The organism is Clostridium sp. 1001271B_151109_B4, from assembly GCF_015670405.1.
Classification (GTDB): Bacteria; Bacillota; Clostridia; order Clostridiales; family Clostridiaceae; genus Clostridium.
On the sequence record NZ_JADPBQ010000005.1, the window covers coordinates 178,292 to 202,614 of the forward strand.

Below are 24,323 nucleotides of genomic sequence, written 5' to 3' on the forward strand. Positions count from 1 at the left end.
AATACGTTTTTTTATTTTATGTATTAAAATAATATGTGTAATATTATATAATATTGTAAGATAACGTTTAAATTATTAGGGATGAGGAGTGAGGAGAATGTTATATACATTAGAAAATGAAAGAATTAAGATTGTTGCAAGTACTCATGGAGCAGAGCTTACTAGTATTAAATCTAAAGAAGATGGAACAGAATATTTATGGAATGGGAATGAAAATTATTGGAGATATCATGCGCCAGTTTTATTTCCTATAGTTGGAAAAGTGAAAGATGGTGTATATAAAGTTGATGGTAAAGAATATAATTTACCACAACATGGATTAGCGAGGATTCGTGAATTTCAATTAGTAGAAAAAACAGATAATAAATTAGTATTTGAGTTATCTTATTCAGAAGATACATTAAAGGTATATCCTTATAAATTTTCTTTAAAGATTACTTATTCATTAGTTCAAGATGGGGTTACAACAGCTTATACAGTTGAGAACAAAGACGATAAAGTTATTTATTTTTCAATAGGAGCTCATCCAGCATTTATGTGTCCAATAAAGGGTGGAGAAATAATAAATGATTATTATTTTGAGTTTAATGAGAGAGAAACAACTGATATAATGATTATCAATGAAGATGGATACATTAAAAAAGAAAGAAAAGAATGTTTAAATAATGATAATATTATTAATTTAAGTTTTGATGTATTTAAAAACGATGCATTAGTTTTTGATAATTTAAAATCTAATAAGATTAGTTTAAAATCAGTTAATCATGATAAGTGTATAACAATGGATTTTACAGGATTTCCTTATATGGGATTATGGACAAAAGTAACAGGTGCTCCATTTGTATGTATTGAGCCATGGTATGGACATGCTGACTTTGAGGATTTCACTGGTGAATTTAAGGATAAAGAAGCAATAGAAAAGCTAGAGGTAGGACAAGTATTTAATAGTTCTTATACAGTTACAATAAAATAGTTATTTAAAAAGTCTAAATAATAATGTAGTGCTCATATTATTTAGGCTTTTTTGGAGAGGAAAAATAATTTTAGTTAAATTTAATAAAGTAAAAAATAACTTTGAATTTATAAAACATACAAATATTTTAAGAATATCTTAATAGTTAAAGGAGTTAGGGGGATTATGAAAATAGAATGGTCTAGATTTAAGAATTATGGACTATGGATATCTTTAGCTGGAATTATAAGTGATCCAACTACTGAAGCTAAGGGATATTTAGATGATAAAAAGGCTAAAGAAGAACAATAGATAAAAAGAGAATATGAACCACAATAATATGATTTAAAGATTATATTATTGTGGTTTTTATGTTTAAAATAATTAATTAATTTTAGTAAGTTGATAAATTTTTAACTAAATTAGTATAATACAATAATTTTACTTATTTATTATTAAAGATGGAAAAAAATTTATTATTGAGTCGTATCATCTCTATATTCAACAATTGCTTCGTAAAGGGCTTTAGCACAGTTAGATTGTCCTAATTTAGATGAAAGATATTTTTCATCTGAAGAATTACTTAAAAAACCTAATTCAATTAGTGAAGAAGTATTTGTATTTAATTCTAAAACAGCAAGCTCTTCGCCTGGAATATAAGAACGCACACCTCTGTTAGTTGTGTAATTTAAGTCTATTAATGCTTGTTGAAGATAGTTTGATAAGATTAAACTATTTTCATCATTAGGATTATACCAAGTTTCAACGCCGGATATATCCTTTGAATCAGAACTATAGTTGCAGTGTATTGAAACAAATATATCAGCATCACAAATTTTTGAGATATTTATACGTTCTTTCAAACTATCATTTGCGGTTTCTAACCAATCGATTTCATCACTTGATCTTGTATAAATTACTTTAAATCTATCATCACTTTCTAGAAGTTCACCTAATTTTAATGAAACAGCTAGCGTAATATCTTTTTCAGCAGTACCATTAGGACTAATAGCTCCATAATCCCAGTCTCCATGACCGGGATCAATACAAACGATATATGGAGATAATTCTTCGACTTTAGGCATTGCTAAGTTAAAAGTAGCAATAGTTTTATTTTTATTTGACATAATAATTATTAAGGGAATTATAGATATAAATAATATTATAGTAGTAAATACTACTATTATTCTTCTTTGACGTTTTTTTTTCTTTTTGTAAAGCATTTTTCTTCTGTAGTTTAAGTTAAATGAATCATTATTTATTTAAACCACCTCTACAAAATATTATTTAAATGAAATTAGTTTTTATACACAGTGAATAAGCATACTATGTAGAATTTAAACTAAGTTGAATTTAAAATTTTAGTCAAATTTGATTGATTAAATTAAATATAAAATATTTAGATAAGATTTAGGATCCTAATTATAAGTATAAATAAATTACCAAAAAATGTAAATAAATATAAAGGAAAATAAATTTGAAAATTTTTTTTTGAAATTAGGAACAATTTATAAATTATAATGGTCTAATTAATATGTTAACAAAAGAAAATAAAAAAAAAAGTGAGGTTATTAAAAGTGAAAAAATTATTAGTAAGTGCTTTAATTGCAATTATGGTAGGTGCAACATTAACAGGTTGTGGAAATGTAAGTAATGGTAATAATCAAAGTGTTGAGCAGGGGACAGGACAAACAACTTCTGTATCAGCAAAAGAGGTTGTTGAAAAGTTAAATGAAAAGGGATATGTAAGAGCTGCAGCGGAAATAGAGGATACTATGGCAACAGAAATATATCACTTAAATTTAGATGATGTAGAGGATTATGGAATATTAGAAACTCAAATATCACCAGGACCAGGATTTATTATGGTTGTTAAGGCTAAAGAGGGAAAGGTTGATGATGTAAAAGCTTCTTTAGAACAAGTTTTACAAGATAAAGTAGGAAGCGCATTTTATCCAGAAGAAAAAGAAGTTGCTGAAAATGCTGAGATAAAAGTTAATGGGAATTTAGTTTCTTTAATGATTGTAAATAGTGAAATTAAAGATGAAGTAGAAACTGAGTATAATAACTTAATTAAATAATAGTTAAAAGGAGTATTTTATATTTATATATCTTTGGTAATGATATATATTATAATATAATATACTCCTTTATTTTAGTGATTAATAAAAATTGTTATGTCAACTTGAATTTTACCATTCACCAGGATAAGCAATAATGTATAATGATACGTTTTGTACTCCCCAGTTTATACAATCATCTTCAGAGTTTAAAAATAAATCTATTTTATTACCCTTGATTGCACCACCTGTATCAGCAGCAATGGCCATACCATATCCAGGTATATAGACTTTTGAACCTAAAGGAATTATAGAAGGATCTACGGCAATGGTACTAATACCATTCGGATCACGTACAGGGGTAGTGCCTGTATAGGTAATTGTATCGCCTGTATAGGCAGTGCTTACCATTGTATATGATGCTTTATAATTAGCTATTTCATTGCTAGTAGTATTTGTATCCAGGCTAGCAATATATTCAGTATTATCTAAAGCTTGAGAAGTAGTAGCTTGTTTTTCTTGATTTTCTTTTAATTTAGCTTCTTCAGCTTTTTGTTCTTCTAAATTTTTGTTATAGATAGTTATATCGTTAATAATATTTTCAACTTGAGTTGAAAAATCAATACTAGCAACACTACTAGTATTGGTAGTAGCAATATCATTATTATATTCATATACATTATTATTTAAATTTATATTGTTTTTTTCTAAATAACTTACGTTAACAACTTTTTGAGTAGTATTATTTAAAACACTTGCTTGTGTGCAAAATTCATTTATACCAAATATTGATATAGCAAGTGAAGTTGTTAAAACTACAATTTTCTTAAACAGAAAATACACCTCCAAGATTGTGAATTTAATTCCTTCGTCCTGCAACTAGGTTATACTATATATCAAAAATCATGTCAAACTCGTATGGTTCATAATGGTAATGAATAAAATGGAAGAAATAAAAAGGAATAATATAGAAAAATGCTTCTATTACTTTAAAATCAAGAGGTTAAATCATATCAGTACAGAAAAGTCAAGAAAAAATAAAAGGAAAAAATATACTTAAATACCTTGAAATTTATAATTAATTTAAGTATAAATTCTAAAAAAATGTAGACAAATTTAAAAGTATTGTTCTATAAATATCGAGATAAAATGTATAAGAATGTTAGAATATTATGTAAAAATATATGATATAATTAATAGAATATATATAAACGAATATTAGGGGGAATATTATGGCCGCTATAACATACAAGTGTCCCAATTGTGGTGCTGAAATTAACTTTGATCCTACTTTGCAAAAAGGAAAATGTGATTTTTGTATGAGTGAGTTCACAGTGAATGATATAGAACGCTTAAATAATGAAAATAAAGATCATATAACAGAAGAAAATTTAGATGAAGAATATAATAATGAATGGAGTAATTTAGGTGAGAATACATCAGGTTATTCATGTCCAAGATGTGGAGCTGAGATAGTATGTGATAAAACAACAACTGCTACATTTTGTTGTTATTGTCATGGACCTGTAGTATTAAATGATAAGTTTAAAGGAGAATTTAAACCATCTAAAGTTATGCCATTTAAAGTTAATAAGGAAACTGCAATTGAGAATTTCTTGAAATGGAGTAAGAAAAAATGGTTTTTACCTAAGGAATTTTCATCTTATAAACAATTAGAGAAGATTACAGGTATCTATATTCCATTTTGGTTAGTTAATTCTAATGTTACTGGGGAAATGAGTGCTAGATGTAAAAGAATAAATACTTGGGTAAGCGGTGATTATAGATATACAAAAACAGATGTATACCATGTATATAGGGAAGCTAATTTGAATTTTAATAATGTTCCTCATAATGCATCAAGTAAAATGGATGATAATGTTATGGAAAGTATTGAACCTTATGATAATAGAGAGCTTAAGGATTTTTCAATAGCATATTTACCAGGATTTTTCTCAGAAAAATATGATAGAAGTAAGGAGCAGGTTTTACCTTTAATTGAAGGTAAAATAAGAATGGGAACAAATGATATATTAAGAAATTCCATAAGTGGATATTCTACTGTTGATGTTGTAGGAACAAATGAAAGGTTTAATAAAACATCTTGTCAATATGCATTGATGCCTGTTTGGATGATGACATATAGTTCAGGAAATAAAAATTATATATTTGCAATGAATGGTCAAACAGGAAAGGTATTTGGCTCATTACCAGTGTCAAAAGGTAAAATAGCAATATTATTTGCGATAGTATTTATTTTAGTATTTTTAGTTGTATTAATAGGAGGAGTGTTTATATGATTAATATAAAAAAGAACTTAGTACCTTTTATTAGTTCACTTATCTTGCTATTATCATTTGTAACTATAGTAAGTGCAGATATAAATTCTGTAGTTGATGATGCTAATCTTTTATCAAGTGAGGAAGAACAACAATTAAGAGGAGATTTAGCAAGTTTTAAAGAAAAGTATAACATGGATACTGTTATAGTAACATCTAATGATTTAGGTGGTAAAAGTCAAATGGATTATGCTGATGATTATTTTGATTATAATGGATATGGTGTTGGAGAAGATAAAAGTGGTTTATTATTGCTAATAGATATGGATGATAGAAAGGTATGGATATCAACTTCAGGAGAGGCTATAAAATATTTTACAGATAGTAGAATAGATAGAATAGTTGATGATGTAACAGCACAATTAAAAAATGCAGATTATTTTGAAGGATGTAATGAATTTATAAGTGATATAAACTATTATGCAGAAGAAGGTATACCGGCAGGACAATATACTTATAGTGAAGCTGAACGTACTCAAAAAGTTATTTTTATTGGCTTAGGTGCTGGACTAATAGTAGCTAGTGTAGTATCTTTTTTAGTTGTTAACTCTTATAAAAATTCAAAATCTATTTCTACAGCAAATTATGTTGATCGTAATTCAATAGTTTTTACTAGAAAAAAAGATAGATTTATTAGTACTTATACTTCAAAAACTAAAATAGAGAGAAATAATAATAGTGGTAGTGGAGGAAGTTCAACTCATACTTCAAGTAGTAGGAATACTCATGGGGGAGGTGGAGGAAGCTTCTAAAAATAAATAAAGTTTATGACTGTATAAAAAATAACATGGATAATTTTATTTAAACATGTAGTTTTTATACAGTTTTATCTTTTTATATAGTACTAATAAAGAGTTTATGATAAATTGATAAATAAATACAAATAAACTATACTAAGGTTATAAAATGAAAATATCATAAAGGAGTGATTATTTGTTTGGTTATGTAACTCCACTGAAACCAGAGCTGAAAATTAGAGAGTATGAAATGTTTAGGGGATATTATTGTGGTGTCTGTATGCATATTAAAGATAACTTTGGAAATCTACCAAGGTTAACTTTAAATTATGATATGGCATTCTTAGGATTATTATTAGATGCATTACATAATGAGGCTCCTAAAATTGAATTTAAAAGATGTATGGCTCATCCATTAAAGAAAAAGCCAATGATTATAAATAATAAGGCATTAGAATATACAGCTGCAATGAATGTTTCATTAGTATATTATAAGTTGATAGATGATGTTAATGATGATAAAAGTATAAAAAGTAAGTTAGAAAGTACAGCATTATCACCATATAAAAGAAAATTTAACAGAAATGTTACGAAGGTTAATGATATAATAGAAGAAAATTTAAATTTATTATCTAACTTGGAAGAAAATAAGAATTTTGAATCTATAGATGAAATTGCTCATCCATTTAGTTTAATAGTTGCTAAAATTTTAGAATTATATCCAGAAGATTTTGAAGATGATTGTGAAAATATTAGGTATGCACTTTATGATTTAGGATATGCATTAGGAAAGTGGATATATTTAATAGATGCATTAGATGATTTAAAGGAAGATATGGAGAAAAATAAATTTAATCCTATTAACTTTTTATACAATAAAGAAAATAAAAACTATGATAATCTAATGGTTGAAATTAAAGCACGAATGGAATTTACTATATTGAATTGCGGATATAATTGCAAGGAGGCATTAGATAAATTGCCACTAAAAAGAAATAAAGCAATACTTGAAAATATAATTAGTCTTGGAATGATGGATAAGTATGAAAAGATAGTTAATAATTGTAGCTGTAAAGAAAAAGGAAATTTAAAATTTAATTCATAAAAATTAAGAAAATTAGCGTAGAAATATACGGTTATAGAAAATATACATAAAGGATAAAAAGGAGTGTTTTGAAAATGAATCCATATGAGGTATTAGGAGTAAAACCGGGTGCTTCCCAAGAAGAAATTAAATCTGCTTATAGGAAGTTAGTAAAGCAATATCATCCAGATCAATATGGAGATAATCCGCTTAAGGATTTAGCACAAGAAAAGCTTGCTGAAGTAAATAAGGCGTATGATATGTTAAAGAATAATAATAATGGTGGGGATTCAAGTTATAATGCTTCATCTAATGGATATAACACAAGTTATAATTCTTATAGTAGCAATGCTCCAATTTATGCAGAAGTTAGAAGCTTAATTCAAATGAGAAGTATTTCAGTAGCAGAATCAAAGCTTAATGCAATTAGAGAGAGAGATGCTGAGTGGTATTACTTATATGGAAATGTTATGCTTGCAAAAGGTTGGTTTGAATCGGCATATAACAATATTCAAAGGGCATGTAATATGGATCCAAATAATTTTGAATATAGGCAAGCGTTAAATCAATTAAATTCAAGAAGTCGTGGATATAGTCAAACATATAGAACGTCAAGTGGTAATATGGATACTTGTGATTGCTGTATGAATTTATGGTGTTTAGATTCATTATGTGAATGCTTTGGAGGAGATTTAATAGGATGCTGTTAAGTATAGTTAAAAATTAAGAGTTTTGAGTTAAGAATTAATTCAAAGTGGATTAAATTCTATAACCATTAACTACTAACTCTTAACTGTATGAAAGGGGTGGTTTTATGAAGGCAAGGAATATAGCGCTTGGAGGGGTTTTAGTTGCATTAACTACTATAGTTTTATATTTAGCAGCTTTTTTACCAATAAGTACATTAGCAATACTAACTATTGCTTCGTCAATAATACCTATTTGTATTATAAGAAGTGATGTACAAACAGCAATTTTTGTTTATATAGCATCGAGTTTAATAGCCTTTTTCTTAGTTCCAATTAACATATCATTATTATATTTTATTTTCTTTGGTGTATTTGGAATAATAAAGTTTTTTATAGAAAGATTAAGAAAAGAAAAGTTAGAAATATTATTTAAATTATTATTTTTTAATGTAGTATTTATTGTTGGATTTTTAATAATGCAAAATATATTAGGGATAAATGTAATAACAGGATTAGAAGCTATGATTTTTAAATTCTTTGATTCTTCATCAAAGACTATTGCAATTATTATATTGTGGATAATAGCGCAGCCAGTTTTCTTAATTTATGATTATGCTATGACAATGATTATTACTTTTTATATGGAACGCATACACAAAAAATACTAGTTGCATTAAGAAAGAGGATATCAAAAAAGAACTGCCATTTGACAGTTCTTTTTTGCTAAATATCTAAAAGATTTTTTTTATATGAAGAGTACATATTTCTTAATGAGCTCATTTTATCTTCTAATTCTAAATATAAATTAGAAGCAAGCTCTAAATTGTTATCTGCAATTGCGTCTTTAAGTCTTGTGAAAAGAGATTTTGTAGAATTAGTATCCTTCATTATATATAATCTTAATTCGTGAATTGCCATCCAGTTAGTTAAATCTAAATCTAATGCTTTATTTGCATCGTGAAGGCACTTACAAGCTCTGATTTCAGCAGTAAACTTATTTACTATTCTATGAGATATCTCCATTTTCCATCTCTTAATAGTTGCTATTTTAAAACTATTAATAAGTTGATCTGTCAACACACCATTTCTCTTTAAAACTTCTACTTTTTCAGGATATCTATCTAGTGCAGTAATGTTTTCATAGATTGTTGCAGGTGCTTTGCTAAAGAACTTATTTCTTTCTTCTTCAGTGAAATCTTCAAATACATCTTCTTCAGCTCTATATTTCCTATCTTTTTCTAAGTATCCTGCTTCTTCACCATATTCTTTTGAAAGTTCAGCTAAAAGCTCATCTTCAGTTTTGTTATTATTAACTGCATAAAGAATACCATCAAGCATTGCCATATAGCATACAGCTATTGTTATATACACATTTGAATGTGGATTTGGTGAACGAAGCTCAAATCTTGTAGCCATTGGATTTGATAAATCTCTTATAAGGCCAACTAGGATAGATCTATTTCTAGAAGGATTACTTGGAGATAATCCAAGAGAAGTAACTATACAAACTGGTGCTTCAAATCCAGGTTTTAATCTCTTAAGTGAGTTATTAGTTGAAGATATAAATGGATTCATAACTTCGTAATTTTTAAGCATTCCCATAAGAGAACCATAACCAATAACACTTAAGAAATGATCTTTAGTTGTATGGAATAAATTAATTCTCTTACCGTTCTTAAGTTTTAAGCTAATCCCCACATGAGTATGCATTCCTGAACCAGCTACACCATCAAGTGGTTTTGCCATAAATGTTACATCTAATCCATGTCTTCTATAAGTTTCTTGAACTAATATTTTTATAAATAGTTCATTATCAGCAGCTTGAACTGCATCAGAGAACTTCCAGTCAACTTCGATTTGTTCCATTACATGATTAAAGTTACCAGAAGCGTCAAGCTTAGCTCTAACTCCACCAACTTCTTTATGACCCATTTCAGGTTCAAATCCATAAGATTCCATTAATAGTAAAGTTTCTTCTAAAGCAGTACGAACTTTACCTTTAGTTCTTGTCCAATATTGTTCATGAAGTACTTGTGAAGTAGATAATTCTTCTAATTCAGCATCACTATTTGGAGTTTTAACCCAGAATTCTAATTCTGTTGCAGATGTAATAATAATTTCATCTATATCATCTTTTTTTATGTTATAAATATCTAACACTTCAGGATTTGTATTGAATATATTCCATAAGGTATCTTTAAATGTTTTAACTGCATTGTGTAAAATGTTTCTAGAATCTACAGGTTTATTATCGTGATATAAGAAACAAGGAATTCTTAATGTACCAACTGGTTTATTTGTTGCAGAATCTATAAAATCATAATTGTAATCAACAAACCATTTGCTATGTAAATCAGCAATCATATCTACCTTTGCATTATTTAATGTTGCAATTCCAGGTAAAACAACTGATGAACCATCAGTTTGAACTGCAACGCCATGTAGGAATGAGTCAAGGTCATCTAAAAATAAATTTACTGGTATTTTTTCATCAGTATCATTTCCTGAAAGGTCAATTCCAACAAATGAAACAAATTTAATTTCTGGATGGTTAGTTAATATTTCTTTTACTTGTTCTTTTGTATGATTTTCTTTGGGTATAGTATAAAGTAAGTTATCAATCATAAGCTTAATTTCACAACAGTTAAAACGCTATGAAATATACTCACATCCTTTCTTATATTAGTCGAATAATGTTTGGTAAAAGTTTAAAAAATATTCGGAAATTCCTTATAGTGATTTTATTATAAATTTGTCAATTATGTCAATAGATTTATTGCTATATTATAATAAAATATCAAATTTTTTGTAAATTATATTTATTTACAAATTATAGCATAAACTTCATGTATTTAGCTAAAAAACTGTTTAAATTTGTATAAAAAGGTTAAAATAAAAATAACAAATATATTAAAGTTATTATTTAAGGAAGAGGTGATTTATTATGGAAAAGGTTCTATGTCCTAAATGTGGTGAAATTATATTTGAAGAGCCAGAGTGTGAAGCTAATGGAATTATCACATGTGACAAATGCAATAATAAAATAAGCTGGATGTGTGATGGGAAGAAAACAATAACTAAATTATATACATAATAAGAAAACCTTTATATAGATATTATTAGTATTTATATAAAGGTTTTTATAAAAGGAATAATATAGAAAGTTTTGAAAAATAAAGATAAAAGTGATAAAATAATATATATAGATAAATAAAAGTAATAAAATATTAAAAAAGTATTATGTTAATTAATAAAAAGAAAATGGGGAATTGATAAGCAATAAGTAAAGTTAATTTGGGGGGATAAAAATGGGAGAATATTTTAAAAGAATAAAAGATGAAATAGTTGTTTTAGGAAGTATTATTTTGGTACTAGTAATAAGTATATTTTTATCAAAAATATTTCTTATAAGGTATGGGGATGTACTATTATATTTAGGGAGTATAATAGTAGTACTAGGATTTTTAGATTCTGTATTACAAAATGATAAAATAGATATAGATAAAGTTATCATTGGAAGTGGATTATTTGTAATTGTTTTAAGCTGTTTAATATAGTTTTTAGCTAATAAAAATAAAAGCTAAATGATATTTTTGATATATTATATAATTTTAGTTAAGCATTCATAGGTTTATTAAAAGAAAAGCTGCTAAAGAGTTGACGCTTACTGTATTGGCCTCGACTCTTTAACAATTTTTAGAATAAATATTATAATTTATAAAAGTAAGTTATAATGTTTCTTTAATTATATATATCATGAAATTTTATTATATACATAATTAACTTTAGACTGAAATTCAATTTGCAAATAAATGATATAGCTTTATTATAGCTGTAATTAAATATTTATGATTTTAATTAATATATAATTTAGTTAGTTCTAGTAGATGTGTAATTATCATACCAGTTATTAAATATTACTCTTATAGAAGCTGCAATTGGAACTGCAATTAACATTCCAATTAGCCCACCTATGTTACCTCCTATTAAAATAGCCAGCATAGTAAATACGGCATGAAGCCCTACGCTTTGGCCAACTATTTTTGGAGCTAAAAAGTTGTTATCAATTTGTTGTACAACAAGCATTGCTATTATTGCATATAATGCTTTTATAGGACTTCCACTCAATAATCCCATTACAGCCGCTAATATTGTTCCTACGATAGGTCCTACATAAGGAATCATATTACATATACCAGAAATAATACCTATAACAACTGCATAATCTATACCAGCAATTGATAGAGCAATTGCAGATAATGCACCAACACAAAAGCCTTCTAATAATTGGCCACGAATAAATTTTGAAAATACATCATTGATTATTGAAAAAACTTCAGAACATTTTTTGCCAGCAGTAGTATCTCTAAATACTAAATAGTAAAGCTTTTTCCAAAGACCAATGAAGTATTCAGAATCCTTTAATATATATATACTTATGATAATTGCTATGAAGAATGTAGCAATACTACTTCCAATAGACATTATATTAGATGTCATTAATCCGAGATTATTAATTATATATTTTTGAACAGTATCAACAATTTGGATTATGTAAGGCTCAAGTTTATCAATAAATGAAATATTTAAATTCCTTAAAGTTGATTCTATTGATGATGTTGTAAATGAATTAGAATTTAAATATGAAGATATATCATTTATTATATTAGTAAGCGTTGTACTTTTAGATAATTGGCCACCTATCATAAAGTAAATCCCCCAAATAATAGCTAATACTATTGTAATGATAAGAAGATAAGAAGACAGAATAGCAATCATCCTTCTATTTTCTTGTTTTTTTATTTTATAGATAGTATTAGTTCTTAGAAAGTTCTCAATACTCCTTGTTAAAGGAAATAGCAAGTATGCAATTAATATTGCAATAAGTAGTGGTTTTATTAAACTAAGACCACTTCCAATAATAGAAAAAATACTTGTAAATATTGTCCCAAGATTGGACATAATAGTTAAAGCTATAAATATAGCTATAGCTGTTAAAGTTACATATATTGAGTACTTTAATAGCTTTTTATCAAAATGTATTTTCATGGCTTACCACCTTTCAAAAAAATTATTACCTTATATAAAATATAGTATAACATAAGTGAATAAAATTTAAGGAGTGATTATTACTTTATTGTAAATTTATCGAATAAAGTGAAAAACCAAGTGATTTATAGTAGAAAATATTAAATAATAAAAATAATATAAATAAAAGTTATGTTAGAAGAAGGGAATTTAAAGAATAAATAGAATAAATATAATTATCAGAATTTTTTAAAAATAGTAAATGTAGGATGTTAAAGGCAGGAATATTTTTTAAAAACATTATATATAATAGAATCAGTATTAGAAATAATAATTATTTTTATATACGAAAATAAAATTATTAAAACAGGTAATAATTAAGTGAGTTTTAGGAGGAATTTAGTATGGAAAATATTTATTCACAAATTGATATTAATGCGTATGTTGCTAAATACATGGATGAGGTAGGCTGTAATTTAAGTCAGGCTTGTGAAGAACTTGGAATTGATCCTTCAGATGTATTTGTATCAAATAATTATGACGAAGATGAATTGCAATAAAATAAAAAAATAGAATAAATAGGATGTTGACTGTATCTAAAAGGATACAGTCGCTATGATAACGTATAACATAACTTTATTACTTGTATACAAGCTGATATATTATATCTTATATAAATTTACTAGTAGTATAAGAAAGATAAAATTTGAGTAAAAGAACAAAGGAAACAGATTTGATAGGTGCAGGACTTGTAATACTATCAATATTACTACATTATTTACATGTTGTAATTTTTAAAGATGTGAATCATACAATGCTTTTTTTATTTGCGGATATTGCATTTATACCTTTAGAAGTATTTTTCAGTATATAAGTATTTAAGCAAAAATTATCTAAGCCTTTATTGTAAGGCGCTTATTAATAATCAATTTAATATTAGGGATAAAAAAGAAAAAGATAAGTGTTTTTTAGAAAATATAAAATAGTAGTTTAAATAAATATTACATAGAAATTATAATAAATTTAAAAACGTAAGGACAGTGGCAAATTATAGATGGAATATTAAATTCTATTTATAATTTGCCATTTTTATTATAAAAAACTTTACGATACATTGTATAACCCTATAATTACAAAATTAGATACAAATACAATTTGGAATGAAATATGATATAATAATTGATGAGAGGTGATGGTATGAGGTGGTGTTTAAATAAAAGTAATATAATAAAATTTATTGGAAATACTATTATAGGGATATTTACGGCAATATCAATAATATCAATTTCTACTATTATGGTATTGAATATGAAATTTATATATAGATTTATTATAGAAAAGTATAATTTAGTATCTGTAACTGGGGTACCAGCAAATGATTTATTTTTCAATTACAGTGAGATTGTTAATTATTTACAAAATCCTTTTAACACTAAGTTGAAACTACCTAATTTCATTATGAGTAATTATGGAGAAATTCATTTTAAAGAAGTTAAGGATATTTTTACAGTTCTTATAATGATATCAATATTTTTTTTGGTATTTAGTGTTAGTTATATAGCTTTTAGTAAAATAAAAAATAAGCAAGGATTTAAAATAAATATTATTAATAATCTTAATTTAGGGGCTAATATTTTGATTTGTTTTTTTAGTTTTATAATAGGTGCTATTGCAATAGACTTTTCTAAGGCCTTTATATTATTCCATAAAATAATATTTAACAATGATTACTGGATATTTGATCCAAGTACGGATCCTGTTATAAATGCCTTACCAGAAGAGTTATTTATGATATATGGTTTAGTTATTTTAGCTATAGTAATAGGGGTAGCGGTAATTATTAAAGTGAATAAAAGAAAAATATTTAATATGAAGAATTCCCCTTATTTATCAAATTAATAATAAAATAGTAATAAATATAGATTTTAGAAAGGTAAATTATGAATAAAATAATTAGAGTTTCAACAATTTTATTTACTATGTTGATACTTATTATAGTATGCATGTATAATACGAACAAAAGTGAAGAGGGAAATTTACAAGATGATATAAATAAAAAAGAAGAAGTTAAGGCATCGAGAGATGAGATTAAAGAATTAATTGATAGTATGAGTATAAATGAAAAAATTGGTCAATTAATGATTGTTGGATTTAATGGGACTAGTGTCGATGAAAATCTAAATGATTTAGTTAAAAATTCGCATATAGGTGGAGTAATATTATTTAAAGATAATGTTGAAAGTTTAGATGGAGTTACAGAACTAATAAATAATATAAAACTATTAAATATAGAAAATAAGATTCCCTTATTTATTTCTGTTGATGAGGAGGGGGGAGTAGTTTCTAGGACTCCTAATGAATTTTTAAAATTACCATCAAGTCTTTCTATTGGATCATACAATAATGAGAATATGAGTTATAAAGTTGGAGAAATAATAGCACAGGAATTAAAATTAATGGGATATAATATGGATTATGCACCGGTGTTAGATGTTTTAAGCAATCCTAATAATACAGTAATAGGAAGTAGAGCATTTGGTAGAGATGTAGATACTGTGTCTAATTTAGGCGTAAGTGTTATGAAGGGGATAAGTGAAAATAATGTAATTCCAGTTGTTAAACATTTTCCAGGACATGGAGATACTAGTGTGGATTCACATTATGGATTACCATTAGTTGAAAAAAGCTTAGAGGAACTAAAAGAGCTTGAGTTTATTCCATTTCAATGGGCTATAAATAATGGAGCAGATGCAATTATGGTATCTCATATTTTATTACAAAGCATAGATTCAGAAAATCCAGCTACTATGTCTAAGAAGATTGTTTCAAATATTCTTAGAAATGAAATGAACTTTGATGGAGTTGTTATATCAGATGATATGACTATGGCAGCAATTATGGATAATTATGATATTGGAGAAGCTTCTGTAAAGGCTATTAATGCAGGTGTAGATATAATATTAGTTTGTCATGGATATGATAATGAAATGAAGGTATTGAATTCTATTAGTGAGGCTGTTAATTCAGGTGAGATTACAGAAGAAAGATTAAATGAAAGTGTATATAGAATTTTATCCCTTAAAAATAAATATAATTTAAGTGATACAACTAAAGTGAATTCAATTGGACTTCAAGAAATAAACAATAAAATTAATAATTTATTTAATTAAAAATAAAAGTCGGTTAATAGGAAGTAATTAAATAAACTTCATATACCGACTTTAAGATTTATATTATATCCTAGTAAAATTTTTTAAAGAAATATCAAAAGCTTTAACAGAATGGGTTAATTCTCCAGAGGAAATAAAATCAACACCAGATAGAGCATAGCTTCTAACCGTTTCTAAGGTTATATTACCTGAGCATTCAGTAGTTGCCCTTCCAGCAATTAAATTAACCATTTCCTTAGCTTGGGGTGGGGTCATATTATCAAGCATAATAATATCTGCACCAGCCTCAAGAGCTTCAAGAACCTCTTCTTTTGATTCAGTTTCAACTTCTATTTTTCTTACAAATGAGCAGTTGCTTTTAGCCAAGGCAATTGCATTTTTTATGCTACCTGCATATCCAATATGATTATCTTTTATTAAAATACCATCAGATAGTGAAAAACGATGATTATTTCCGCCACCAATCTTAACAGCATATTTTTCTAATATTCTAAGGTTAGGAGTAGTTTTTCTTGTATCTAAAAGCTTTGTGTTAAGACCTTCAAGTTTTGATATATATTTATTAGTTAAGGTTGCAATTCCACTCATCCTTTGAAGTAAATTTAAAGCAACTCTTTCACCCATTAAAATGTTAAGGGCATTTCCTTGAACTTCACCTATTATATCACCATTAGAAACATTAGAACCTTCATCAATAAATGCGGTGAAGTTAACTTCACCTAGTAGATTAAATACCCGTTCAAAAATAGGTAATCCACAAATAATACCATCTTCCTTTGCAATGAGGGAAGCCTTTGCGTTAGAGTCTTTAGTTACAACAGAAGATGCGGTAATGTCACTATAAGGAATATCTTCTTCGAGAGCATCTTTTATTATTTTATCAACAATTAAATAATTTAGCATATTTATTGTCCACCTTTCTTTTTAAGTAATTTATCAACTCATCATAAGAATCTAGTGCATAAGCTTTAGTTTCAAAAATAATATCTTTATAATTGACTTCGTTTATTTTAGAATTAATATTTTCAGCAGCTTGCTTTCCAAATACTAATGCTTCAAGTAATGAGTTACTGGCAAGCCTATTACTTCCATGAACCCCAGTACAGCTAGCTTCACCAACAGCATAAAGATTATTCATTGATGTTTTAGAAAATAAATCAACTTTTATTCCACCCATACAATAATGATGAGCAGGTGCTATAGGTAATAAATCTTTATCCATTTCATAACCTCTTTTTAGACATTCATTATAAAGAAAGGGGAATCTATACATTAAAAAATCTTTAGATTTTTTTGTCATATCAAGATACACATAAGGGTTGTTAGGAGTTTTAGATATTTCATTTAATATTGAAGTAGATACAATATCCCTAGGAAGTAAGGGATCAATAAATACTTCTTTATTTTGATTTACTATTATTCCGCCTTCACCGCGTAAAGATTCTGATAAGAGTAACTTTTTGCCTTTTGCATTAGGTTCATATAATACAGTAGGATGTAATTGTAAGTACTCCATATCCTTAATTTCAATATTATGTTTTAAACTAATATTTAATCCATCTCCAGTTAAATATTCAACATTAGTGGTTGAATTAAATATACCACCAATACCACCAGTAGCCAAAATAGTAAATTTACTATTTACATTATAGGTTCTATGTGAAGATCTCAATGTTCCGCCGTAGCAAGTATTATCTTTGCATATTAGATCTATTAATTTAGTATTTTCTAGCATAGTAATATTTTGCTTTTTAGATATAATATTTAATAATGTTTCAGTAACAGATTTTCCAGTTTCATCTTTAACATGGACAATTCTAAATTCACTATGTCCACCTTCTCTTGTATAATTTATTTTTCCTTCAGTTTTATCGAATGGCACTCCAAGCTTAATTAATGTATTAATGTTTTTAATAGAATTTTTTATTAATAATTTAACAGCATTAGTATCATTATGATAATTTCCAGCTTTCAATGTATCATTAAAATAGTTTTCTTCGTCAAAAATACCAAGAGAGGTTGAAATACCACCTTGAGCAAGATAACTATTACAATCTCTAAAGGAATTTTTAGTAATCATTAAAATCCTAATATCATCTCTTAAATTAAGTGCAGTATAAAGCCCTGCAATACCAGTACCGACTAGTAAAACATCATAATTCATTCTATACAGATAGAAGATGCATATTTTCTAGAGCCTTATGAGCTTTTATTCTAAGTTGCTCGTCAATATGAACTTCAAATTCCTCGTTTTTTAAACAATTATATAAGTTATTAAGAGATATTTTTTTCATATTAGGACATATCATTCCTGTTTTAGTAGGAATAAATGTTTTAGTAGGACTTTTTAATTTCATTTCATAGAATACACCTTCTTCAGTTACTACAATAAATCCAGCAGCATTAGAAGAGGCACTATAGTTAATTAATTCTGATGTGCTACCTATAAAATCTGCTAAATCACGGACATCTTTATTACATTCAGGATGGACTAAAACAGGATAATATGGATATTTTTCTTTTAATTCTAAAATTCCCCTTTTTTCTATTCTTTCATGAGTAGGGCAGAAGCCTTGATATAAAGTGAAATTTTTATTAGGAAGCTGTTCTTGTAAGTAGCTTCCTAAGTTTCTATCTGGTAAAAAAATTATTTCTTCTGTATCTAAATTGTTTAATATATCAATGGCAGATGATGAGGTAACGCACACATCCGATAATGCTTTTATATCTAAATTAGAATTAATATAGCTTACAACTTTAGCATTAGGATGCTTGTCCATTAAATTTTCTAAACGATCAACTAAAGCCATATCAGCCATAGGACAGGTTGTTTTATTTGAAGGAATAAGAACTTTTTTATGAGGTGAAAGTATTTTAGCACTTTCAGCCATAAATTTTACTCCACAAAATATTATTAAATCTTTATCACTTTCCATGGCTTTTTTACTTAAAAAATAAGAATCACCAACTATATCGGCAATTTCTTGAATTTCGTCGCATTGATAAAGATGAGCAACTATTAATGCATTCTTTTCTTTTTTTAATTTTAATATTTCTTCTTTTAAGCTCATTTTTACACTCCCCTTATAAAATTTACAGATGTATATACACTAGATTATCACAAAAGTATACAGTTTTCAATAGATATAAGAAGTCAACTAAAAGAAGTAAAATTATAAGAAATTTAATAAATTTGGACATCTTTTAAAAGTTATTCGTATCATAATATGAGTAGTATTTTGGAGGCAAGAATTATATATGAAAAAAAAGGTTACTTTAAGTTTATGTATGATAGTTAAAGATGAAGAGAAAACTTTAGAGCGATGTTTAAACTCAGTAAAATCTTTTATAAATGAAATTATAATAGTAGATACAGGTTCTAAAGATAAAACAAAAGAAATTGCAAAAAGTTTTAATGCAAAGATATATGACTTTAAATGGATAAATGATTTTGCAGCTGCAAGAAATTTTTCTTTTAGAAAAGCTACTAGTGATTATATACTATGGTTAGATGGGGACGATTTTATAAATAGTGAGGATATTATAAAGATAGAAAATCTATTAGAAGATATGGATACTAGTTATGACTATATAAGCGGTGAATATATATTGGCAAGAAATAATGACGGTAAGGTAGCTTCTGTTTTAAGAAGAAATAGAATTGTTAAAAGGGAAAAAAATTTTAAATGGATAGGAAAAGTGCATGAATATTTAGAGGTTTATGGAAAAGGGATGGAAGGTAACTTTGCAATAGAGCATGGAAAGGTTAAAGAATATACTGATAGAAATTTTCAGATATTCAAGGAAATGGAGAAGAATGGTGAAGAATTTTCCCCAAGAGATATGTATTACTATGCTAATGAATTGATGGATAATGCACATTATAAAGAAGCAATAGATGAATATAGAAAATTTATTGAGACAAATAAAGGCTGGATAGAGGACGTAAAGGGAGCTTATTTTAGAATTATAAATTGTTATAAAGCATTAAATGAAAAGGAAAAGATACCAGAGATTGCTTTTGAAGCATTTAAAATAGATGCCCCTACTGCTGAAATTGTTTGTAGTTTAGCTGAATATTTTCTTGAAAAAAATAGTATTAATCAATCTATATTTTGGTATAGAACAGCATTAGATTGTATACCTGATAAGGCAAATCCATCTTTATCAAATAGTGCTTATTATACTTGGATTCCAAGTTTACAACTTTGTGTTTGTTATTATAATTTAGGGAAAATTGATTGTTCATATTTCTTTAATGAATTAACGGCAACTTTTATGGGAAATTCTGACAAGGTACTGTATAATAGGAAGGTATTTGAAGATGTATATAAAAAATTAAATGCAAAAGTGCCTACATTAGAATATCCATTAAGGGCATGTGATTATATTAAGTATATATAAAAGATTAATGGAACAAACCATTGGGGTAATTTGTCTAATTAAAGAATAAGTTTTCGAGTTTAAGTTTATTATAATTTAAACTCGAAGACATTATGAAGGAAGAGGGAGCAAAATGGTTTTTAGTAGTATTTTATTTATATTTAGATTTTTACCAATTTCTATGGTAATTTACTTTTTAACACCTCAAAGATTTAGAAATTTTAGTTTGTTAATATTAAGTTTAGTTTTCTATTCATGGGGGGAACCTAAGTATTTTATACTTATGTTAGCATCTATATTTGTAGATTATTTCATAAGTATAGCTATTGAGAAAAATAATAAAAATAAAAGGATTAGAATTGCTCTGTTGTGTATATCAATAATATTTAATATAGGAATTTTGTTTTTCTTTAAATATATTAATTTTTTTATAGAAAACATAAACAGTATTTTTAATATGTCACTTAGTTATGTAAAAATAACATTACCTTTGGGGATAAGTTTTTATACTTTTCAAACTATGTCATACACGATAGATGTATTTTTAAAAAAAGTTAAGCCAGAAAAAAATATAATTAATTTTGGCGCATTTGTTTGCTTATTTCCACAGCTTATAGCGGGGCCAATAGTAAAATATACTGATATAAATAAGGAATTGAAGTTTAGAAAAGTTGATTTATATGTAATTCAAGAGGGAATAAAATTATTTATTTTAGGATTGAGTAGCAAAGTCCTTATTGCAAATAATATAGGAAGTCTTTGGACAGAAGTTGAAGCAATGGGATTTAGCAATATAAGTACAATTCTTGCTTGGATGGGTATAGTAGCATTTGCATTACAAATATACTTTGATTTTAGTGGATATTCACTTATGGCAATAGGCCTGGGCAAAATGTTAGGATTTAATTTTCCTGTAAATTTCAACTATCCATATGAATCAAAGAGTATTAGTGAATTTTGGAGAAGGTGGCATATTACATTAGGACAATGGTTTAAAGAATATATTTATATTCCATTGGGTGGTAATAGGGTAGGAATAGTAAGGTTATATTTTAATTTATTTATTGTTTGGTTTTTAACAGGATTTTGGCATGGGGCAAGTTATAATTTTATATTATGGGGCTTATACTTTTTTGTATTGATAAGTGTAGAGAAGGTAGGATTATTAAATTTTTTAAATAATAAGAAATTTATTTCACATATATATGCTATATTCTTCATTTTAATTGGATGGGTATTGTTTGCTGTAGTTGATTTAGTCCAAATACAATTATTATTTAAACAGATGTTTAGTTTTAATATAGGAAATGAATGGATTTATTATCTTAGAAATTATGCTGTAGTTTTTGTTGTTGCAATTATATTTTCGACTAGTTTTCCGAAGAGAGTATATAAGAAGTTTATTAAAAATGATGTAATTGATACTATAATTATACTTATAATATTTTTATTATCAATAGCATATTTAGTTGATTCATCATATAATCCATTTCTATATTTCAGATTTTAGGGGGTGATTTGATGGGAAGAAATTATTTATTATACGGATTTACAATAATCATTTTAACATTAACACTAATTAGTTTTTTTGATCAAGACAAAATATTTTCAGAGTTTGAAAATAGAAACTTAAAATCTAATGTTAACTTTTCAGTTGAAAAATTTATTAACGGAAAATTTCAAGAAGAATATGAGGAGTACATAAATGATCAAATGCCATTAAGAGATGAATGGATAAGTATAAAGTCGATTAGTGAATATTTACTTGGAAAGATTGAAAATAATGGGATTATATACGGTAGTAATAAAAGGCTTTTTGAAAAATTTGATTCTTTTAATGAAGAAAGACTTAAAAATAATGTTGAAGCTATAAGCAAATTTAGTGAAAAATATATTGATAAGGTATCTTTAATGATTGTTCCAAATTCATATGAGATATACAGGGAAGATTTACCTAAAGGATCACAACAAGTTAATCAGGTTGAAATGATAAATAAAATTTATTCAAATTTAATATATTCAAATAATATTAATGTATTAGATGAATTCATAAATAAAAAGAATGAGTATATTTACTATAATACAGATCATCATTGGACAACATATGGTGCATATTTAGCTTACTGCAATTTTATAGAATCAATAGGTTTTACTCCTATAGATTTAAATAACTATAATAGTATTATTTTAGATGAGTTTTATGGCTCATATTTTTCGAAGGCTAAGCCATTTAATATACAAGGAGATAGACTTACATATTATCAGTTTGATAATTTAGAAATGGAGATTGTTAGAGATAGAAAGTATGATTCTATTTATGATATATCTAAAGAAAAATTGAGAGATAAATATTCTTTGTTTTTAAGAGGAAACAATTCATTAACTATAATAAAAAATAGTAAGTTACAAAATAATAAAAAGATCTTAGTTATAAAAGATTCTTTTGCAAATTCATTAGTTCCATTTCTAACACAGAATTTTGAAGAAGTACACGTTGTTGATTTAAGAAGTTTCAATGGTAAAATAAGTGATTATATGAATGAAAATAATTTTGATAATAGTATAATTTTATATAATTTTATAAATTTAGCTGCAGATAATAATATATTAAAAATTAAATATTGATTTGTTTTATATGTACTAATCCATATAAGTAAGGATTAGTACATATTTTTATAGATATGCAAGTATACTAATTGTCTTTGTGTCAATAATTTTACCTGATTTAACCATTGACTTTACTTCATCTAAATTAAAAGATTTAACTTCAGTAAATTCATCTTCATCGCAGCATTTATTTCCTAATGACAAATTTGTTGCCTTAAATAAATGAATAATTTCATCACAAAATCCAGGAGCTGTTGCAATATTACCTAGATAAGTCATTTCTTCTGATATATATCCTGTTTCTTCTTCAAGTTCTCTATGTGCGCAATCTAAAATAGATTCATTTTCACTAAGTTTTCCAGCTGGAATTTCTAAAATAGTTTTATTTAGTGGTTTACGGAATTGTTCTATTAATAAAATTGTATTATCGTCTATAAATGGAATTATAGCGCAAGCTCCTGGATGATTGATAATATCTCTAGTAGTTATTTTTCCGTTTGGAAGTTCTACTTCAATATTTGATATTTTTAAATAATTACCGGAATAAATTAATTTTTCAGAAATAGTTTTTTCGTAAAATTTCATAGTTGCCTCCAAGTATTTTTAGATTATTATAACATATCTCGTAAAAAAATGGGTATTTTTGTTATAGGTTTAAGTAACAATAAATTAGTATATACATAATATAAAGTATAGGAAAATTTAGTAGTGTCAGTAGTATTAATACTAAGGAGGAAAAAGATGACAATGCAAAGGAAGATGAAAAATAATATGTCAAGAAGAAGTAGGTTAATGAGCAGGAGAAGCTGTTATCGTTCTTATGATGAACTAGAAGATGAACAATTGGATAAATACAACGGAAGTAATGATATGTGTTACGAAATGAGTTCTAATATGTATGATAAATTTGAGTGTTCAGAAGATGAAGATAAAAATAAATGCTCTTGTGTATGTATTCGTGGATGTAGAGGTCCAAGGGGCCCTAGAGGATGTAAAGGAGAAACAGGAGCAACAGGTGCGACAGGAGCAACAGGAGCAACAGGAGCAACAGGAGCAACAGGTGCGACAGGACCACAAGGATTAAGAGGAGCAACAGGAGCAACAGGAGCAACAGGAGCACAAGGTATAGCAGGAGCAACAGGAGCAACAGGAGCACAAGGTGTAGCAGGAGCAACAGGTGCGACAGGACCACAAGGAATAAGAGGAGCAACAGGAGCAACAGGAGCAACAGGTGCGACAGGACCACAAGGAATAAGAGGAGCAACAGGAGCAAC

At 26.7% G+C, this 24,323-nt stretch carries 24 protein-coding genes and 2 pseudogenes; 18 read left to right on the forward strand and 8 right to left on the reverse strand.

The genetic code is table 11. The features are described 5' to 3' along the window. Nucleotides 1-97 precede the first annotated feature (97 nt). Nucleotides 98-973 carry an aldose 1-epimerase family protein gene (locus I4V63_RS05525; RefSeq protein WP_196000295.1) on the forward strand — a complete coding sequence of 292 codons (876 nt, stop codon included), beginning with the start codon at nt 98-100 and terminating at the stop codon, nt 971-973. Between the two features lie 165 nt (nt 974-1,138). Further along, entirely contained in the window at nt 1,139-1,264 is a 126-nt protein-coding gene (locus I4V63_RS15770; RefSeq protein ID WP_279325744.1) for a hypothetical protein, read from the forward strand. 164 nt (nt 1,265-1,428) lie between these two features. Here I4V63_RS15770 and I4V63_RS05530 read toward each other — a convergent pair whose 3' ends face one another. Next, complete coding sequence (locus tag I4V63_RS05530; RefSeq protein WP_196000296.1) at nt 1,429-2,175, reverse strand: N-acetylmuramoyl-L-alanine amidase; 747 nt, start codon at nt 2,173-2,175, stop codon at nt 1,429-1,431. Nucleotides 2,176-2,529: 354 nt separating this feature from the next. On the opposite strand from I4V63_RS05530, the gene I4V63_RS05535 reads away from it, so the two are divergent. Beyond that, entirely contained in the window at nt 2,530-3,033 is a 504-nt protein-coding gene (locus I4V63_RS05535) for a DUF4358 domain-containing protein (protein WP_196000297.1), read from the forward strand. Nucleotides 3,034-3,144: 111 nt separating this feature from the next. Here I4V63_RS05535 and I4V63_RS05540 read toward each other — a convergent pair. After that, nucleotides 3,145-3,426 (reverse strand): annotated as a pseudogene (locus I4V63_RS05540) (3D domain-containing protein); the annotation flags it as partial. Nucleotides 3,427-4,244: 818 nt separating this feature from the next. Between I4V63_RS05540 and I4V63_RS05545 the strand changes: the two are divergent. The 5 genes from I4V63_RS05545 to I4V63_RS05565 all read left to right on the forward strand — a co-directional run bounded on the left by I4V63_RS05545 (nt 4,245) and on the right by I4V63_RS05565 (nt 8,529). Continuing rightward, nucleotides 4,245-5,312, forward strand: a complete 1,068-nt coding sequence (locus tag I4V63_RS05545; protein ID WP_196000298.1) for a hypothetical protein — start codon at nt 4,245-4,247, stop codon at nt 5,310-5,312. Next, nucleotides 5,309-6,103 carry a TPM domain-containing protein gene (locus tag I4V63_RS05550; protein WP_196000299.1) on the forward strand — a complete coding sequence of 265 codons (795 nt, stop codon included), beginning with the start codon at nt 5,309-5,311 and terminating at the stop codon, nt 6,101-6,103. The genes I4V63_RS05545 and I4V63_RS05550 overlap by 4 nt, the downstream gene beginning before the upstream one ends. 181 nt (nt 6,104-6,284) lie before the next feature. Continuing rightward, the gene (locus tag I4V63_RS05555) at nt 6,285-7,193 is read left to right on the forward strand and encodes a DUF5685 family protein (RefSeq protein ID WP_196000300.1); all 909 of its coding nucleotides are present in this window, start codon (nt 6,285-6,287) and stop codon (nt 7,191-7,193) included. A 74-nt stretch (nt 7,194-7,267) separates the two neighbouring features. Beyond that, a complete protein-coding gene (locus I4V63_RS05560; RefSeq protein WP_196000301.1) occupies nt 7,268-7,882 on the forward strand; it encodes a J domain-containing protein in 615 nt (204 codons plus the stop codon). A gap of 104 nt (nt 7,883-7,986) precedes the next feature. Further along, complete coding sequence (locus I4V63_RS05565) at nt 7,987-8,529, forward strand: hypothetical protein (RefSeq protein WP_196000302.1); 543 nt, start codon at nt 7,987-7,989, stop codon at nt 8,527-8,529. Nucleotides 8,530-8,584: 55 nt separating this feature from the next. Here I4V63_RS05565 and I4V63_RS05570 read toward each other — a convergent pair whose 3' ends face one another. Beyond that, entirely contained in the window at nt 8,585-10,486 is a 1,902-nt protein-coding gene (locus I4V63_RS05570; protein ID WP_196000303.1) for a glutamine synthetase, read from the reverse strand. A gap of 319 nt (nt 10,487-10,805) precedes the next feature. On the opposite strand from I4V63_RS05570, the gene I4V63_RS05575 reads away from it, so the two are divergent. Together I4V63_RS05575 and I4V63_RS05580 are read left to right on the forward strand one after the other, a co-directional pair. Further along, nucleotides 10,806-10,955, forward strand: coding sequence for a hypothetical protein (locus I4V63_RS05575; protein ID WP_196000304.1), 150 nt, complete (start codon nt 10,806-10,808; stop codon nt 10,953-10,955). Nucleotides 10,956-11,169: 214 nt separating this feature from the next. After that, a complete protein-coding gene (locus I4V63_RS05580) occupies nt 11,170-11,418 on the forward strand; it encodes a hypothetical protein (RefSeq protein ID WP_196000305.1) in 249 nt (82 codons plus the stop codon). Between the two features lie 313 nt (nt 11,419-11,731). Here the strand turns inward: I4V63_RS05580 and I4V63_RS05585 are convergent, their stop codons facing one another. After that, the gene (locus I4V63_RS05585) at nt 11,732-12,910 is read right to left on the reverse strand and encodes an AI-2E family transporter (protein ID WP_196000306.1); all 1,179 of its coding nucleotides are present in this window, start codon (nt 12,908-12,910) and stop codon (nt 11,732-11,734) included. A gap of 383 nt (nt 12,911-13,293) precedes the next feature. On the opposite strand from I4V63_RS05585, the gene I4V63_RS05590 reads away from it, so the two are divergent. The 4 genes from I4V63_RS05590 to nagZ all read left to right on the forward strand — a co-directional run bounded on the left by I4V63_RS05590 (nt 13,294) and on the right by nagZ (nt 16,059). Beyond that, nucleotides 13,294-13,449 carry a hypothetical protein gene (locus tag I4V63_RS05590; RefSeq protein WP_196000307.1) on the forward strand — a complete coding sequence of 52 codons (156 nt, stop codon included), beginning with the start codon at nt 13,294-13,296 and terminating at the stop codon, nt 13,447-13,449. Between the two features lie 146 nt (nt 13,450-13,595). Then, entirely contained in the window at nt 13,596-13,763 is a 168-nt protein-coding gene (locus tag I4V63_RS05595) for a hypothetical protein (protein ID WP_196000308.1), read from the forward strand. Between the two features lie 323 nt (nt 13,764-14,086). Then, nucleotides 14,087-14,788 (forward strand): TIGR01906 family membrane protein, encoded by a 702-nt coding sequence (locus I4V63_RS05600; RefSeq protein WP_196000309.1) that lies wholly within the window; start codon nt 14,087-14,089, stop codon nt 14,786-14,788. A 41-nt stretch (nt 14,789-14,829) separates the two neighbouring features. Next, the gene (nagZ, locus tag I4V63_RS05605) at nt 14,830-16,059 is read left to right on the forward strand and encodes a beta-N-acetylhexosaminidase (RefSeq protein ID WP_196000310.1); all 1,230 of its coding nucleotides are present in this window, start codon (nt 14,830-14,832) and stop codon (nt 16,057-16,059) included. A gap of 63 nt (nt 16,060-16,122) precedes the next feature. Here the strand turns inward: nagZ and nadC are convergent, their stop codons facing one another. The 3 genes from nadC to nadA are packed head-to-tail and all read right to left on the reverse strand — an operon-like array spanning nt 16,123 to nt 19,130. Beyond that, nucleotides 16,123-16,962, reverse strand: a complete 840-nt coding sequence (nadC, locus tag I4V63_RS05610; protein ID WP_196000311.1) for a carboxylating nicotinate-nucleotide diphosphorylase — start codon at nt 16,960-16,962, stop codon at nt 16,123-16,125. Then, nucleotides 16,940-18,223 carry an L-aspartate oxidase gene (locus I4V63_RS05615; RefSeq protein WP_196000312.1) on the reverse strand — a complete coding sequence of 428 codons (1,284 nt, stop codon included), beginning with the start codon at nt 18,221-18,223 and terminating at the stop codon, nt 16,940-16,942. The genes nadC and I4V63_RS05615 overlap by 23 nt, the downstream gene beginning before the upstream one ends. 1 nt (nt 18,224) lies before the next feature. Continuing rightward, nucleotides 18,225-19,130 carry a quinolinate synthase NadA gene (nadA, locus tag I4V63_RS05620; RefSeq protein WP_196000313.1) on the reverse strand — a complete coding sequence of 302 codons (906 nt, stop codon included), beginning with the start codon at nt 19,128-19,130 and terminating at the stop codon, nt 18,225-18,227. 187 nt (nt 19,131-19,317) lie between these two features. On the opposite strand from nadA, the gene I4V63_RS05625 reads away from it, so the two are divergent. From I4V63_RS05625 to I4V63_RS05635, 3 genes are all read left to right on the forward strand, one after another. Continuing rightward, entirely contained in the window at nt 19,318-20,463 is a 1,146-nt protein-coding gene (locus I4V63_RS05625; protein ID WP_196000314.1) for a glycosyltransferase family 2 protein, read from the forward strand. A 112-nt stretch (nt 20,464-20,575) separates the two neighbouring features. Further along, nucleotides 20,576-21,952 carry an MBOAT family protein gene (locus I4V63_RS05630; protein ID WP_196000315.1) on the forward strand — a complete coding sequence of 459 codons (1,377 nt, stop codon included), beginning with the start codon at nt 20,576-20,578 and terminating at the stop codon, nt 21,950-21,952. A gap of 11 nt (nt 21,953-21,963) precedes the next feature. After that, entirely contained in the window at nt 21,964-23,067 is a 1,104-nt protein-coding gene (locus I4V63_RS05635) for a DHHW family protein (RefSeq protein ID WP_196000316.1), read from the forward strand. 48 nt (nt 23,068-23,115) lie between these two features. Here the strand turns inward: I4V63_RS05635 and I4V63_RS05640 are convergent, their stop codons facing one another. Then, nucleotides 23,116-23,634 carry an NUDIX hydrolase gene (locus I4V63_RS05640; RefSeq protein WP_196000317.1) on the reverse strand — a complete coding sequence of 173 codons (519 nt, stop codon included), beginning with the start codon at nt 23,632-23,634 and terminating at the stop codon, nt 23,116-23,118. A 156-nt stretch (nt 23,635-23,790) separates the two neighbouring features. On the opposite strand from I4V63_RS05640, the pseudogene I4V63_RS05645 reads away from it, so the two are divergent. After that, a pseudogene (locus I4V63_RS05645) lies at nt 23,791-24,323 on the forward strand (hypothetical protein); the annotation flags it as partial.